Source organism: Zeaxanthinibacter enoshimensis, assembly GCF_004362865.1.
Classification (GTDB): Bacteria; Bacteroidota; Bacteroidia; order Flavobacteriales; family Flavobacteriaceae; genus Zeaxanthinibacter; species Zeaxanthinibacter enoshimensis.
In genome coordinates this window covers 766446-782539 of the sequence record NZ_SNYI01000002.1, presented here as the reverse complement: position 1 = coordinate 782539, position 16094 = coordinate 766446, and the positions used below count along the sequence as shown (strand labels likewise).

Here is a 16094-nt window from a genome sequence, read left to right as displayed (position 1 = left end):
GCTTCCAAAAAAATATTCAAATTTTTCTATCACCCTGCTCAGATATACAAAGGCTGAAATGTGTAAGCCAAAACTTACTTTTTTTGAAGGCTTCCTGTAAAATATCGATGAACTACACTTTGACATCGATAAAACTACCAAAAATTTGGTTTTCACAACATAAATTAAAATGAGCGTCGTTGTATAGGTAACTTTATCACAACCTATTTAAACCGAATTTGTCCCAAACAACCATTATCCATGTTCGTAAGTATTTCATTTAAAAGGCTTGTCCGATTCTGCATGTTACTTTTACCGGTAGTCGCCCTTGCCGTTAATGCCCAGATCAACGAACGTGAGGAACTGAAAAGAAAGATAAAACAGTTACAGGCCAGTAGTGCAGAGTACCAGAAAGACTCCCTTTACATAGACCTCCTACTGAACCTGGGTAAGGAAATCCGGTATTACAACTCTGACAGTTTGTACATCCTGGCGAAAGATGCCCTTGCTTACAGCAGGAAGATCAATTATCGCAAGGGTGAGAGTTATTCCTTTATGCGGATAGCGGATTATTATTCCGATAAAGGGGATAATAAAATGGCCGTTACATTTTACCGGAAATCCCTGAATGTTGCCAATGAGATAGGAAATACAGGGATAGCCCTGCAGACGATGAACAACCTGGCATCGGAATACGGTTATATAGGAGATTATTCCAAAGCGTTAAGCGGCTACCTGGAGGGGATAGAATTGGCTACCAAGGTTAACGATCTGGAAATGCTCTCTATCATGAATGAGAACATTGCCAACCTGTATGCTTCACAAAACGATTACTCACAGTCGCTGGAATTCTTTAAAAAGGTATCAAAACTGAATGAAGAGATCGGCAACGAAGTTTATTCTGCCCAGACCAACAGTAACCTCGCCTCAGTTTATGCCGAAATGGGGGAACAGGAATACGCCATGTTCCATATCAATAAAGCTATTGCCGTTTTTGAGCGCCGTAACCTGGAAGACTGGCTGGCTTTTGCATACGAGATCAAAGGAAAGGTCTACCTGCAGCAGGAAAACTATAAATGGGCCCTTTACTGGTATCACCAGAGTGAGCTGCTCCACCAGAAGATCCAGGATGACCGGGGTATTATAGATCTGTACAACGGAATGGCCGAAGCCCACCTGGGTACCGGAAATGACAGTATCTCTGAGCAATATGCACAGAATGCATTTGCTATTTCGACGAGGATTCAGTTTACAGAAGGTACCCAGAAATGTGCCAAGACCCTCTATAAGATACACAAGAACAAAGAGAGTTACGAAGAAGCATTGCGTTACCACGAGCTTTTCCAAAGACTGTCTGATACCCTCTCAAGGAATGAGAATTCCAAGATCCTCAGCATGCTCAAAACCAAAAACGAATACGACAAGCAAAAACTTGCCCTGATTGAAGATAACAAAAGGGAGCTTGCCAAACAGCAGAGTTATGTGAATATCGCCTTGTTTGTACTTTTGATTTTTATCGTAGTGACCTACCTGGTACATCGGGGGCAAAAAATTCAGAAGCAGCTTAACCTGGAATTAAAGTCAAAACAGGAGAGTCTAAAACTAAGAGAGGCCGAGCTGGAGGAAAACATCAGTACAAAGAATAAACTGTTCTCTATAATCGGTCATGACCTTCGGGGGCCTATAGGTGCACTGCAAAGTTTACTGAATATGTTCAAGGACGGGGAAATAGGAAAAGATGATTTTTGGGATTTTATTCCCAAACTCCGCGATGATGTGGATCACATCAGTTTTACGCTGAATAACCTTCTTCAATGGGGCTATACCCAGATGAACGGTGCAGTCACGAAACCCACGGTAGTCGCTATTGATTCGCTGGTGGATGAAAATATCAACCTGCTCTCGGAATTGGCAGAGAACAAGAAAATTACCATCAATAATGAAATTCCGGAAAATACCCTGGTCTATGCAGATACCAACCAGATCGATATCGTGGTGAGAAACCTTCTCAGTAATGCCCTTAAATTTACCCCGGACAATGGAATTATACAGCTGAAGGTGGAGGAACACCAGAAGCATTTCGAATTCTCTGTTAGGGATACAGGAGTTGGGATGGATAAGATCACCCAGGAAAAGTTATTCTCAAAGGATGCCAACGTTAGCACATATGGTACCAACAACGAAAAAGGTACAGGTCTGGGGCTCTCACTCTGCAAGGAAATGGTAGAGAAGAACAACGGAACTATCTGGGTAGAGAGTGCTCTGCGGATCGGTACCAGCTTCTACTTCACCATTCCTAAATACGAGAAAGCCTACAGCAACGCCTCTTAAAAAATATCCCCGAGGGAATCTGCTGCTATCACCCGCTCTGCTGTAAAGCCCTCGGCGTACTCCACCCCTACTAACCGTCCCAGGTCTCTTGCCCTGTAACCAATACTTTCCTGGAAATTCTTACTGCTTATCGGGGTATCCGGTGCTTTATTGTCGGGATCGTAGAATTGGGAGGAATACGCGGCAATGGCTTTTAGTTTCGTATCCATATAACCGGTGACATCGATCACAAAATCTGGTTCCAGGTTCATCCATTGTATATAGTGGTAAACTTGTTTTGGCCTCCATGGATCCTGCCATTGGTCATCGCCCTCCATTCGCGTATCTATCTTCAGCAGCCCGCTGAGGAAACAAGCGTCACTGACAAGGCTACTCCCCCTGCCATGATCAATATGCCGGTCTCTTATAGCATTACACAACACGATCTCCGGCCTGTATTTCCGTATCATCCGGATCAGCGCCATTTGGTGTTCTTTATCATTGACAAAAAAACCATCAGCGAATTCCATATTTTCCCGGACCGATATACCCAGGATTTCGGCAGCTTTTGCGGCTTCACGATCCCTGATCTCTGCACTGCCCCTGGTTCCCAGCTCTCCCCTGGTAAGATCTATGATCCCAACTTTTTTACCCCGGTCAACCTCTTTGGCAATCGTGGCGCCTACACTTAATTCTGCATCATCGGGATGGGCCCCGAAAACCAATATGTCTAACTTCATAGTTAATCTGATTGCCCCCGCCACAAATGTGTGGCTAAGGCGTTATTATTTAAATTATTTTGAGTTGACAGCCATTTCTGTTTTGCTGGCCTTTATAGCCTGCTCTATATCGGCCTTAAGATCTTCTATATCTTCAATACCTAGGGAAAAACGGATCAGCCTGGAGGAGATCCCCTGGTTCACCCTTTCTTCTTGGGGTAGTAAAGCGTGGGAGGTTTTTGCGGGGGATAAAAGTGTACTTTCAATTCCCGCCAGGCTCATGGAGGGTTTAATGAGCTTCAGGGAATCCCTGAATTTTTCCGGGTCACAACTTTCATCCAGGTCAAAAGACAGCATCCCGCCATAGCCTTTCATCTGTTTCTTTGCAAGCTGGTGGCCAGGATGAGACGAAAGCCCCGGGTAATAAACTGTGCTGACCGAATTATGCCTGTCCAGGTATTCTGCCATTTTCATCGCATTTTCGTTCTGTGCTTTTACCCGGATCCCCATGGTCTTCAAACTTCGCTCTAGCAACCACACAGTATAATCACTCAGGTTCCCCCCCAGGTTCCGACCGGTAAGGTAGATGGGCTTCATCAGTTCCTCGGAGCAGGCTACCGCGCCGGCGAGAATATCCGAATGTCCCCCCATGTATTTCGTGGCACTGTGCAAGACTATATCAATTCCGAATTCGATAGGATTTTGATTCACAGGGCTGGCAAATGTATTGTCGATCATGGAGACCAGGTCGTGTTTTTTAGCCAGGGCTCCGATTGCTGCCATGTCCGTTATGGTCAGCAATGGGTTGGATGGGGTCTCTATATAGATCACCTTGGTATCCGGGGTAATGGCCGCCTCGAAATCATCTGCCTCGCTCCCTTTAACAAATGTATAGCTAATACCATAACGCTGGAATTGCTCGGTCACAAAGTTATATGTGCCGCCGTATAACATTTGTTGTAACACCACGTGATCACCGGATTTGAGGTAAGCCAGCAAAGCTGTACTGATTGCAGCCATACCACTACCAAATATCAATGCGGTTTCTGTCTTTTCCAGGGCTGCGATCTTCCTGCTGAGCGCTTCCTGGTTCGGAGTATTGAAATACCTGGGGTAACGTTTGGTATCTACATTTTCAAAAGCGTAGGAGGTGCTCATATATAAAGGAGAAACCGCTCCTTTAAATGTTGCATCTTCCAGCTCACCGGTATGGGTACAAATGGTATTCAGGCCTAATTTATCGTGCTTCATAACTGCGTATTGCTATAGCAGATAAAGTTAGTAAAAAGTGCAGAACTGATGACAGCCTTCTCCAAAGATCAGGACATCGCGTTGAGAATAGCTCCAGATCCTTCAGACCTTAATTGTTTACCCGTTATATACGTCAATAATCATAGGGATTAAACAAATAATCCCAGTCTCTAAACCTTATATTAAGAGGTACGACTTGTTGATGTCACCCTTAAAAAAAGACGTATTAACAATTTGACAATTTAAACCTGTCTGATTATCAGCTTGATGATTTTTTTGTTAAAACCTCCGGCATCATTCAATGAATTTTTATATGTCCCAGATTTTTTTAGGTTGTATTCATAATATTTAAACAAATAACAAAAAGTTATGACAGTATTAGTCATCGGTGCAGGAAACATGGGACTTACCTACGCCGAAGGAATGTCCAAATCCCCCTTCCTTAAGAAAAGGAATATCATGATCCTGGACACTTCTGAAGAAAAACAAAGACAAATTGGGAAGATCGAATACTTTGACGGGTTCAAAGACCTCAAAGATTGTGTTCCCGCAGCAGACATCATCTTCGTCGCTGTTAAACCATATCACGCAGAAGTGCTGTTCCAGCAAATGAAACCTTACCTGAATAATGATAAGATCATTATTTCTATCATGGCCGGCGTGACCATTCAGGGTATGCAAGAGGCTACCGGCATCACTAAAATTGTCCGGGCAATGCCAAACCTTCCTGCCAAAGTAGGTCAGGGCATCACCTCCTATGTATCTTCCCCGGAAGTATCGCGCATAGAACTTTTCACCGTTGAAGGCCTCTTGGCCAGTACGGGTAAAGCCATCAGGGTAAGCAGCGAAAAATACATAGATGCCTCTACCGGTATTTCCGGAAGTGGTCCGGCTTATGTCTTTTACTTCATGCAAAGCATGATGGAAGCAGCCCTGCAGATGGGATTCTCGGAGAATGATTCCAAGGTTCTCGTCAGCCAGACCTTTACTGGTGCGGTAGAATTATTTAACCAGTCCCAACTCTCACCTAATTCCTGGATGGAAAGGGTTGCCTCTAAGGGAGGTACCACCAGGGCCGCATTAGATTCTATGGATGATAATAATGTAAGTGATAAAATTAAAGAAGCAGCTTTTGCAGCCTTTAACAGGGCCGTGGAGCTGGGAGAAACTCATTAATTATGTACGAGAAGAAAATAGTGATCAAGGTTGGTACTAACGTAATGACCAATAAGAACAACAGGATCGTAAGACCGGTGCTACGCAGCCTGGTCTCACAGATCGCAGAATTATATGAACAGGATATTATTACTGTCCTGGTTTCTTCGGGATCTGCAATTGCCGGGAGAGAGGTATTGGGTAAATCCAAGATCGAGGATCCTACCCAGCGAAGACAGGTATATTCGGCTATCGGACAACCCAGGATGATGCGGTTGTACTACAATATTTTCCAGGATTACGGATTAAAATGCGCCCAGGTATTACCGACAAAGCGTGATTTTAACCCCGGGGTGCACCGTGAAAATATGATCAACTGTTATGAAGGCTTATTATCTGAAGGAGTGATCCCGATTGCAAACGAAGATGACGCCGTATCTGTGACCATGTCCATGTTCTCTGATAATGACGAACTGGCTACCCTTGTTGCAAACCTTCTTAATGCGGATATGCTGATCATCCTGACAGATATTGACGGTCTTTATACCGGGCATCCTGAAGACGATGAAACCAAATTACTGCAAGATGTTCACGTTGATGATAACATCGATAAGTACATCGCAGAATCCGGGAAGAAAGAAGGTGAAGGCCGGGGAGGTATGGCCTCTAAAATGGATTACGCCAAACAGGCCGCCTCTAATAATATTCCTACCTACATCGCCAACGGTAAAACGGAAAATATTATCCTGGATATCGTTGCCGGAAAAGCTGTGGGAACAAAAGTGAGCTTATAAACTCAAAAAAACTACAATGAAATTACTAGATACAAAGAAGAAAAATAACGTCCTTAAATCCATGATCCGGATCCTTGGAGAAAATCGCTCAGAATTACTGGGTGCCAACAAGGAAGACCTGGATCTGTTCAAAAGGGATGACCAGGCCATGTATGACAGGCTGGTCATAGATGAAGCAAAAATAGACGGAATGATCGCGTCTGTACAATCGGTCATGGAACAGGAAGATCCTGTCGGGAAAGTGATATCTGATCGTGAAGTCCACGACGGACTAAAAGTGATCAATAAAACCGCTCCTTTCGGGACCATCATGATCATTTACGAATCCAGGCCAGATGTTACTATCGAAGCGGCAGTACTCGCCTTTAAAGCAAATAACAAGATTTTGCTTAAAGGAGGAAAGGAAGCTAAACACAGTAATGCCATGCTGGTCGATTTCTGGCACAGGGCACTTACCGAAAACGGGCTGGACAAAGATTGGATTCAGCTAATGAACATGAGCCGGGAAGAAACGCAGGAATTCCTTAAAAATCCGACTCAACCCCTGGACCTGATCGTACCACGAGGTGGAGAGCGACTTATCAATTTCGTAAAAGAACACGCAGAGTGTGCCGTATTGGTAAGTGGACGGGGAAATAACTTCCTCTTTATAGACGAACATGCGGATTGGGATAAGACCAAACAGGTGATCCTGAATGCCAAGACACACAAGATCTCGGCTTGTAATGCCCTGGATAAGATACTGGTACATAGCGAATTCCCAGAGTACGAAGCAAAATTGAAGGAGCTGCACAGTTTCCTGAAGGAGAACGGTGTTGAAGTACTCACGGATCAAAGGACAAACAAGATTCTTCCTGAGACCGAGGTGGTAACTGACGAATCTGTATGGTATGAAGAGTTCCTGGCCATGAAATGTGTTATCGGGACGGTAGACAGCGTGGATGAAGCTATGGACAAGATCAATAAATATTCCGGGGGACATTCAGCCACCATCATGTCTGATGACCAGCAGAAAGCTGTACAGTTTATGGAACAGGTAGACAGTGCTGCAGTTTACCAGAATGCCTCTACCCGTTTTACAGATGGCGGAAGTATGGGCGTAGGCGCAGAATTGGCGATCAGCACGGATAAACTTCACCACAGGGGACCCCTGGGGCTGAACGAGCTTGTCACCAATAAATACTATGTATACGGTGATGGTCACGTCCGAGCATAATTACAACTGAATAATTAAGTAGTCCACTTCCTCTCGCTATACTGAACAGTGATTGGAAGTGGCCTTGCTTTTAACCCGAAAATTATACAGCCTTTATGGGATATGATTCAATGGAAAAAATAGACGGAGCCCTGGTTCATCACGGGGGAGGGAACAGGAATCTTTACGTTACCCTTTACCAACGCGAATCAATAGATGAAGTGATCGACAAGATGAACCATATGGCAAAGGAACTGGAATGTGATAAGATTGTCGGGAAGGTGCCTGAATGGGGAATAGAACCATTCCTGGCCAAAGGCTACCAGGAAGAAGCTAAAATTCCCGGTTTGTTCGAAGGTACCACTACAGGCTATTTTCTTTCCCAATTCCTGGATCCGCAACGTAAACATTGCGAAAAACGTGAGCAGAAGGTCATCGATTCTGTCAAAACCATTGCCAAAGCTTCGGTAGCCTCATCTAACACCTATAAAATGTCAGGCAATTTTCAACTGAGGGAATTAAGTGCTCAGGACAGTGAGGCAGTGACAAATCTATATAAAGCCGCATATCTTGATTACCCCTACTCTTCCCGTTTTGCAAAACAAGTGGAGGATGGATTTAACAAAGGCGCATCCTATTGGGGTATATTTGAGGAAGACCGATTGGTTGAAACAGCGAGAATGTACATCTACCCAGAACTCGGACATGCCGAGATATCCGATTTCGCTTCACATCCTAACCACCGGGGACAGAATCTCTCGTATTACCTCGTTGAAAAAATGATCAGCATTGCCAGGGAAAAGGAACTCAATTCTGTATGTGTTCTGGCAAGGGCTACTTCCTATGGTCGGAATATCACCTTAAGCAAACTGGGTTTTAATTGCGGCGGCACACTCAGGAACAATACCCTGATCGGCAGCAGCCTTGAAAGCGTAAATGTCTGGTATCAACAGCTTTGAGCTTAAAAATTTGAAAATTAGATTAAAAAAAACGACTATTGCAGCCGTTTAACCGGATTTTTCAAGTAAAATAATTTCCAGAGACAACCGTTTTTAAGTTACCCCAATCCTGAACTATGAAGCTGATACAATTATTCAGAGCCCCCCTGAACGCTATTACATTTGTACTACTACTCGTAATAGTTTCCTCTTGTTCTACTGATGCCATGCAGACCGGTAATGAAGAGACAGATAGCCAGGATCAGCAGGAAGTTAATAAAGACGCCAATCGCCAGAGTACAGGAAGTTCTTCCGAAGCTTTACTCTCCGACAAATCTTTTACCTCGATCAAATTGGAGATCCAGTATATGCCGGGTATGGAGCCGGGGCAACAAACCATAGATAACTTCAGGACTTTCCTGGAAGAACGTCTGAATAAACCCGCGGGCATAGAACTGGTACTTGAAGAAATTCCATCAGCGAATAAGGACCAATACAGTATTGATGATATCGTCTCCCTTGAGAATACCTACAGGACAGCTTATAACGACGATCGTATGATCGCAGTCTGGGGAATATTCCTCGATGCAGAATATACAGGAAACACGGAGAATGGCACCGTGCTAGGCGTAGCCTTCAGGAATACCTCCTTTGCTCTGTTTGAATCCTCTGTCCAGGAATTCAGTGACAGGGCTTTTGGCCCCTCAAGAACTGTATTAGAATCAACGGTTCTCAACCACGAGTTCGGACACCTTATGGGACTCGTTAACGCGGGCGCACCTTTGCAGTCTGATCACCAGGACACAGAGCACGGCAGGCACTGTACGGACGAGAATTGCCTGATGTACTGGACCGCTGAAACCGGGGAAGGTATTCTGGATATGCTTACCGGGGGAAATATCCCTTCCCTGGATAACCAATGTATAGCAGATCTCCGCGCCAACGGCGGGAAATGATCCCTAGGCAGATTTAACCGACTTCTTCTTACTGTAATGGATACTATGTCTCCAGTAACTTACTGCTCCAAGCACCCCTACCCCTGCCAGGGTATACCACACAAATGAAGGTGTAATAACCTGTGCACCACTGGCATAACTGTGCAGTCCTGCCAGGTAGAAGTTCACCCCGAAATAGGTCATCATAATACTTGCAAAGGCGATTATACTTAAGAAGTTAAAGGTCCACTTCCCCCTGAGCCCGGGAATCAACCTGGTGTGTACCACGAAAGCATAGACCATAATAGAGATCAAGGCCCAGGTTTCTTTTGGGTCCCATCCCCAGTATCGGCCCCAGCTTTCATTAGCCCATTGACCTCCCAGAAAGTTCCCGATAGTCAGCATGATCAACCCTACAGTTAGCGCCAGTTCATTTATGATGGTCAGCTCTTTAAGGGCATGAGACATTCGTTTTTTATTCTTTTTATTGGTCAGGATCATCAGTAGTAAGGAAACTACCCCCAGGATCATTCCTACGGTGAGAGGTCCGTAGCTGGCCACGATCACCGCCACGTGTATCATCAGCCAGTAACTGTCCAGTACCGGCTGCAGGTTCGCGATAGAAGGATCTACCCAGCTCTGGTGAGCGATCCACAGCAGCATACTGGTGACAAATGCAGATGCTGAGATGGTCAGTTCGCTTTTTCGCCCTAACAATAACCCCATTCCCATAGTCGCCCAGGATACATAAAGAATACTTTCATAAGCGTCACTCCAGGGGGCATGACCGGATATATACCAGCGGAGGATCAGTCCGCCTGTGTGCCAGGCAAAGAACAGCAGGATGACTCCCTTAAAGAAGAAAGTCGCTACACGCCATAAAGACCTGTCCTTAAATATCCGGAATATTAAAACCACGAACATCAGTAGTCCTACCAGAGCGTAATATTTATATAGCCGGTTAAAGATGTCCAGTTTGTTGTAAATGACCTCTGCCTCTACCCTTTCCGGGGAAGGCAGGATCTCCTGCCCGTGGTTCTTCTGGTTCTGTTCAAAAGCGGCAAGTAATTTATCGGCTTCTGAATAATCACCTGTTTTTGTCGCTTCCCTCAGCGACATCAGGTAATACGGCACAGCATTCCTTACAAAATTGGCGTATAACGAATCTCCTACCTGGTAGGTGCCTGACCTGAACTCCGTGGCAGAGATCCATTTGTTATTTTCGTCGTTAAGCAGGGGAAAGACCTTAATGATCTCACCGCTCAATGCCCTGTTCAGTAATCCCAACCTGAGATCGACATCTTTAAAATCCTGTTGAAATTTATCCGGAGTATTGGTGGCATAGGCGTCCTCCAGGTAACTGGCCAGTTTATACTGCCCCTTTTCATCAAAAAAGTCGGTTGCCTTTACATAATCCTGGTCTTCCGGTACCCCTATCACATGGCGAATACTGTCATTGGCACCTTTCTTATCCAGGGCAATAAAATTGGTATTATACCAGGCCGGGGGGTTCATCATCATGGACAGCAAAACCTGGTCCGAATTAAGGTCCTTATAAGAATCCTTAAAACTGAGTTTCCGCAGCAACTCTGAAGAAAAAGTATTGACCGGCTTCATTCGGCCTCCGTCATCCTGGATGACAAGTTTCCCGAATTTTTCGGCATGTTCCTTATCAACAGTGGTGGCTTTTATCAGCGAATCTATCTGTCTTTGTGCCGGGGACATGTCGTGTACATGATCGTCACCTTCCTGGGCGAAGGCCGTCATCCCGCATAGCAGGAATACTGTTACCGTCAGGGCTGCCTTTTTCTTTTTTAACTTCTCCAATGAATTTGCAAGGTCTTTAAAACGGGTTTTACCAAAGAACATGATCCCCATTAATCCAACATAAAGCAGGAAATAACCGATGTAAGTGATCCAGGTGCCCCAAAAATCATGGTTGACCGAAAGCACGGTACCTTTTTCATCCGGATCAAAACTGGCCTGGAAAAAACGATACCCCTGGTGATCAAGTACGTGGTTCATGTAGATGTCATAATCAAACGATCGTTCGTCATTTACGGTCACTTTACTCATAAAAGATGCATATCCTTTTTCTGTTCCGGGGTATTTCTCCGCTATAAAATCATTCAGGGTGATACTGAAGGGAAGTTCGTGTACTTTAGAACCATACCCAAGGGTAAATTCCAGGCCGCCCACTTCAAACTTATCCGTAAAATTTATGGAACCTTTACTGCCCAGCACCTTCTTCCGGACTTTTTCCCCATTACTTTCTACTTCTAAAACCAAAGCATCCTGGCTGACATCTGTAATCTCATCATCGGGAATGCGAACCACCCCGTAAGTTCCCTTCACAACCGGGTCCGGGATTACGAACTGCATACCCCCTACCGTATACAGGGCCCTTCGCTGGAGTGTCTGGAGACTGTCCTTGATCAAAGTTCCACGCTGCTGGTCGGCCATCCTCAGGTACTCTCCTTCAAAAGGAGATCGTATCTGGTAGTCCTCACCCTCCTGCAAAATATTAATAGCTCCGTCTGTGGGCTTGTTTAAAGCAAAAAGCACGTTATGAATACTCGCCACCTTTCCTGATTCAAGAAAATGCTCATGCCTGTTCCCATCACCAGCTTCAACAATTTTGAGGTAGGTTTGGCCTTCATCACCGGGAATAAGGCCTTCTTTAGCCCCGCGTATGAATTCCACGAAACTGATCCGGAAAGGTTGACCGCCAAAATCCCCTTTCCATGGCAGGTTAGATTTCATGGCTTCAGAAGTTACGATCAGGTCGTCTTCCAGGGTCTTACGTTTAACACTTCCGTCTATTTCACCGTCTACGAAAGCGGTGAGGTAAGTCTTATCCGAATAAAATACATTCTCTGTCTGGCCTTCTCGGATGGGCATCATCCCTTCAAAACTGATGTAACGGGTAACAAATGCCCCTAGGATGATCAGAATCCAGGAAACATGAAGCATCAGCACAGCCCATTTCTCTTTTCTCAGTAACCGGTACCTTTGGATATTACCGATAAAATTGATCACGAAGAACAGCATGATCAGTTCAAACCAGGTTGCGTTATAGATCCAGATCCTGGCTGTTTCAGTACTGTACCAACTCTCAATAAAAGTTCCAAATGCCATTGCCGTGGCAAATGCGATGAAAAGTATTGCGGTAAATCGGGTGGAGAACAAGAAATTCTTGAAGATGTTTGTCATTATGGCTGAATGCTTTGCATTTACATATTCAGGCTGCAAAAATACAGCATTTACAACTATTTTAGGCCAAATTAACATCTTTGTAGGAGAACGACCGTGGTGAGGGCTGTCAACTGACCAGCCTCCTGTATTTATACCGGACTCAACTCCCCTTTAATTAAAGCGGATTTTATTAAATGTGTATTTTTACCGCATGATAAAAGTCGTCCTTATCGGCACAGGGAACGTAGCGCTGCAGTTGTTCCATACCTGGAGATCAGCTAAAGAAGTAGAAGTGATACAGGTCGCCGGAAGATCACCGGAAAAACTCCGTTCATTTTCCTCATTTACCTCCACCACTTCAATAAACCAGGTAAATCCCGATGCAGATATCTACATACTGGCGGTCAGCGACGATGCTGTCAGGGAGGTTGCCATGCAACTACCTGTCAACGATAAATTGATACTGCATACGGCCGGGAATCTACCATTAGACGTCTTTAACAAGGGACAACGAAGCGGGGTGTTCTATCCTTTACAAACCTTCAGCAGTTCACGACGTGCAAATTTCTCCGAGATCCCTATATGTATCGAGAGCAAACATAAAGCAGACCTGGAACAAATCAGGAGGTTAGGACTCACTCTTTCCGAAAAAGTGGTAGAGGTGTCCAGTGATCAAAGGCGCTACCTGCACCTCGCGGCAGTATTCGCCAATAATTTCACGAATCATCTCTTAAAAATTTCACAGGATATCCTTGTGGAGAAGGAACTTGATTTTGAGTTACTCCGGCCCCTGATCAGGGAAACGACCTCGAAAGTAGAGGAACTGTCACCCGGGGAAGCCCAGACCGGACCTGCCAGGAGATCTGATACGGGCACTATGGACAAACACATTGACTTACTGGAAAACGAACTACATAAAGATATTTACCGCCTGATCAGCAAATCGATCCAAATCAATTATGGAAACAAGTTATAAGACACAATTAAAAGACATCGACACCTTTGTTTTTGACGTAGACGGCGTATTGACCGACGGCAACATCCTGGTGACCACGGAAGGAGAATTACTGAGGAAGATGAATATGCTCGATGGCTTTGCCATACGCACCGCTGTGGATGCAGGCTATGCAGTATGCATCATTAGCGGGGGTAAGAATGAAGGTGTCCGGAAACGCTTGCAGAACCTTGGGGTCACAGATATCCACCTGGGGGTGCAGTTTAAAGAGGAAGCTTTGGACGAGTATATGGATATTTACGAAAAGAAAGCATCCAACACTCTTTACATGGGTGATGATCTTCCGGATATCCCTGCCATGAAAAGAGTTGGTCTGCCGGTGTGTCCGCAAAATGCCGTTGCCGAAGTAAAGGCTATTGCCAGGTATGTTTCGCATAGATCAGGTGGCGAAGGATGTGTCAGGGAAGTCATCGAGCAGGTGCTGAAAGTAAGGGGTGACTGGCCGGTACATGATTAAGCATAATTAGCAGATGATGTTACAAGCACTATTACAAGATCACAAGGTTATCCTTTCCTCTGCTTCCCCAAGGAGACAGCAGTTTTTTAAAGAACTGGGAATCCCTTGTGAACTCCGGTTGAAACCGGTCGAGGAAATTGCACCTGAGCATTTAACGGGAGCCGGAATTGCTGAGTACCTCGCCGAGCTTAAGGCTGAAGCCCAGGCACCCGGGCTGTCGGATAAAGAGCTCCTTGTGACAGCAGACACCATCGTCTGGCATCGGGAACGAATGCTTCCGAAGCCGGGTGACCGGGAAGAAGCGATCAGGATGTTACAGGCCTTATCAGGGGAATGGCACGAGGTAATAACCGCGGTCTGTGTCAGCTCGGTAAAAGACAGGATGATCGGCCACCGTACCACTGGCGTACGTTTCCGGGAAATTTCCAGTGCTGAAATTGAATATTACGTGGACGAATACCAGCCGTACGATAAAGCCGGGGGATATGGTATCCAGGAATGGATCGGTTTGGTAGCCATCGAAGAGATCAGGGGATCCTATACCAACGTGGTAGGCCTGCCCACGACCCTGGTATGCGATATGTTAATACATATGGCAAGCTAAACCTATTTCGGTACTTTTATAAAAAACTTAATGATGAGAAAAGCTACCAGTTACGGAGTTTACTTGATGCCTGCCGTAATACTGCTGTACCTGTTTTCCTGTAAACCGGAAGCAGGGAAGCCGGTTGCGGAAAACGCAGGGAACAATGCAGCCACATCGCCGGAAAAACAGGCAAAAGCTTTCCAATTAACGGCAGAATTTAAATCCTATTGGTTTGCCGGACTGGCCGAGATCACCTCGTATGAATTGGAACAGGCCCGGTACGGCGAGCGGCGCGAAGGTGATGCTGTTCTCATCTATGTTACGGAACCTTTTCTCGAAGACAAACAGGTAAAAGCTGATGGTAACAACCCATCCAATATATCGGTTCTCAAGTTGAACAGTACGAAAAAGTTCGTAACCGGGATCTACCCCTACTCTATAATGACCAGTACTTTCTTCCCGCTGGACGGGCAGGAGCATGCCCTGAAGGTTACCAACAGTGTACAGGAATGGTGCGGACAGGTATTCGCACAGATCAACAACAGGGAGCAGTACGAGGTAAGTGCCTATTCCTATTTTGAATCGGAAGGGGACCAGGAGCTGAAACTGGACAAGGATGTATTGGAAAATGAATTATGGACCCAACTCCGGGTTGACCCGGAAAGCCTCCCCACCGGGGAAATTTTGGCCATTCCGGCATTGGAATACCTGAGACTGGCCCACCGGGAATTAAAAGCATATCCCGCTAATGCCAGTCTGACTAAAAACAGAGAGTTCATGGTTTACGAACTGGAATACCCGGAACTACAACGCACGCTGAAGATCACGTACAACCCGGATTTCCCCTACGTGATAGAAGGTTGGTCTGAGACCTATAAAAGTGGTTTTGGTGATGCTGCTCAAATGATGACCTCCAGTGCAAAAAAAATAAAAACAATGAAAATCCCTTATTGGCAGAGAAACAGGAATAAGGATGTAATTTTGCGGGATAGCCTTGGATTAAAATAATTTATGAAAGAATTACTATTCACCTTTAAGAACGAATTAGCCAGTACGGGGGTCATCCTGTTGCTGGTGCTGGTCCTGAAATACGGAATTACAAAAACAGTACGCAAGGTTGGCAGGATCAGTGACATCCACGAGATCCGGACCCGCCTCATTATCAAATATCTTTCGTTCGGCATAACCTTCCTGGGTATTGTGGCTATAATATTCGTCTGGGGAGTTAACATCCGGGATATCGGGTTAGTATTCTCCTCCATTTTCGCGGTTATCGGGGTGGCACTTTTCGCTTCCTGGTCTATCATCAGTAATGTGACTGCAGGAGTTATCCTGTTTTTCACTTTCCCGTTCAAGATCGGCGACCGGATAAAGATCTTTGATAAGGAGATCGATTATGAAGGCAGCCTCCTGATAGAGGATATCCGTGCATACCACATCCACCTCAGGAAAGATAATGGCGAACTTATGACATACCCCAACAACCTCCTGCTCCAAAAGGCTGTTTCACTTATAGGTACATATGACCATTCCCGTGACGGCAGCGATGCCCTGTAACTGTTAAA

General features: G+C 45.3%; 14 protein-coding genes. 11 read left to right on the top strand and 3 right to left on the bottom strand.

Translation table 11 applies throughout. From position 1 onward, the window contains the following. Positions 1-240 precede the first annotated feature (240 nt). Positions 241-2310 (top strand): tetratricopeptide repeat-containing sensor histidine kinase, encoded by a 2070-nt coding sequence (locus CLV82_RS09615; RefSeq protein ID WP_133644088.1) that lies wholly within the window; start codon positions 241-243, stop codon positions 2308-2310. On the opposite strand, the gene bshB1 is transcribed toward CLV82_RS09615, so the two are convergent. Both bshB1 and CLV82_RS09605 read right to left on the bottom strand, forming a co-directional pair. Continuing rightward, on the bottom strand, positions 2307-3029 hold the full coding sequence (bshB1, locus tag CLV82_RS09610) for a bacillithiol biosynthesis deacetylase BshB1 (protein ID WP_133644087.1): 723 nt from the start codon (positions 3027-3029) through the stop codon (positions 2307-2309). The genes CLV82_RS09615 and bshB1 overlap by 4 nt on opposite strands. Before the next feature lie 54 nt (positions 3030-3083). After that, on the bottom strand, positions 3084-4259 hold the full coding sequence (locus CLV82_RS09605; protein WP_133644086.1) for a trans-sulfuration enzyme family protein: 1176 nt from the start codon (positions 4257-4259) through the stop codon (positions 3084-3086). A 369-nt stretch (positions 4260-4628) separates the two neighbouring features. Between CLV82_RS09605 and proC the strand changes: the two genes are divergently transcribed. The 5 genes from proC (at position 4629) to CLV82_RS09580 (ending at position 9297) form a co-directional block, all read left to right on the top strand. After that, on the top strand, positions 4629-5435 hold the full coding sequence (gene proC / locus CLV82_RS09600; RefSeq protein WP_133644085.1) for a pyrroline-5-carboxylate reductase: 807 nt from the start codon (positions 4629-4631) through the stop codon (positions 5433-5435). A gap of 2 nt (positions 5436-5437) precedes the next feature. Beyond that, positions 5438-6208 (top strand): glutamate 5-kinase, encoded by a 771-nt coding sequence (gene proB, locus CLV82_RS09595; RefSeq protein WP_133644084.1) that lies wholly within the window; start codon positions 5438-5440, stop codon positions 6206-6208. 16 nt (positions 6209-6224) lie between these two features. Next, entirely contained in the window at positions 6225-7424 is a 1200-nt protein-coding gene (locus CLV82_RS09590; protein WP_133644083.1) for a glutamate-5-semialdehyde dehydrogenase, read from the top strand. Between the two features lie 95 nt (positions 7425-7519). Continuing rightward, the gene (locus tag CLV82_RS09585; RefSeq protein ID WP_133644082.1) at positions 7520-8362 is read left to right on the top strand and encodes a GNAT family N-acetyltransferase; all 843 of its coding nucleotides are present in this window, start codon (positions 7520-7522) and stop codon (positions 8360-8362) included. 116 nt (positions 8363-8478) lie between these two features. Next, a complete protein-coding gene (locus tag CLV82_RS09580) occupies positions 8479-9297 on the top strand; it encodes a membrane metalloprotease (RefSeq protein ID WP_133644081.1) in 819 nt (272 codons plus the stop codon). A 3-nt stretch (positions 9298-9300) separates the two neighbouring features. On the opposite strand, the gene ccsA is transcribed toward CLV82_RS09580, so the two are convergent. Next, positions 9301-12489, bottom strand: a complete 3189-nt coding sequence (ccsA, locus tag CLV82_RS09575; RefSeq protein ID WP_133644080.1) for a cytochrome c biogenesis protein CcsA — start codon at positions 12487-12489, stop codon at positions 9301-9303. A 193-nt stretch (positions 12490-12682) separates the two neighbouring features. Here ccsA and CLV82_RS09570 point away from each other — a divergent pair, with 193 nt between their 5' ends. From CLV82_RS09570 to CLV82_RS09550, 5 genes are read left to right on the top strand one after another with little or no spacing between them, the layout of a single operon-like run. Continuing rightward, on the top strand, positions 12683-13447 hold the full coding sequence (locus tag CLV82_RS09570) for a Rossmann-like and DUF2520 domain-containing protein (protein ID WP_133644079.1): 765 nt from the start codon (positions 12683-12685) through the stop codon (positions 13445-13447). Next, the gene (locus CLV82_RS09565) at positions 13431-13943 is read left to right on the top strand and encodes a KdsC family phosphatase (RefSeq protein WP_133644078.1); all 513 of its coding nucleotides are present in this window, start codon (positions 13431-13433) and stop codon (positions 13941-13943) included. Before CLV82_RS09570 ends, CLV82_RS09565 begins: the two co-directional genes overlap by 17 nt. 13 nt (positions 13944-13956) lie before the next feature. Then, positions 13957-14547 (top strand): Maf family nucleotide pyrophosphatase, encoded by a 591-nt coding sequence (locus CLV82_RS09560; RefSeq protein WP_317128282.1) that lies wholly within the window; start codon positions 13957-13959, stop codon positions 14545-14547. Positions 14548-14577: 30 nt separating this feature from the next. Next, complete coding sequence (locus CLV82_RS09555) at positions 14578-15537, top strand: septum formation inhibitor Maf (RefSeq protein ID WP_243744181.1); 960 nt, start codon at positions 14578-14580, stop codon at positions 15535-15537. A 3-nt stretch (positions 15538-15540) separates the two neighbouring features. Then, positions 15541-16086, top strand: a complete 546-nt coding sequence (locus CLV82_RS09550) for a mechanosensitive ion channel domain-containing protein (RefSeq protein WP_133644076.1) — start codon at positions 15541-15543, stop codon at positions 16084-16086. Positions 16087-16094: the final 8 nt, after the last annotated feature.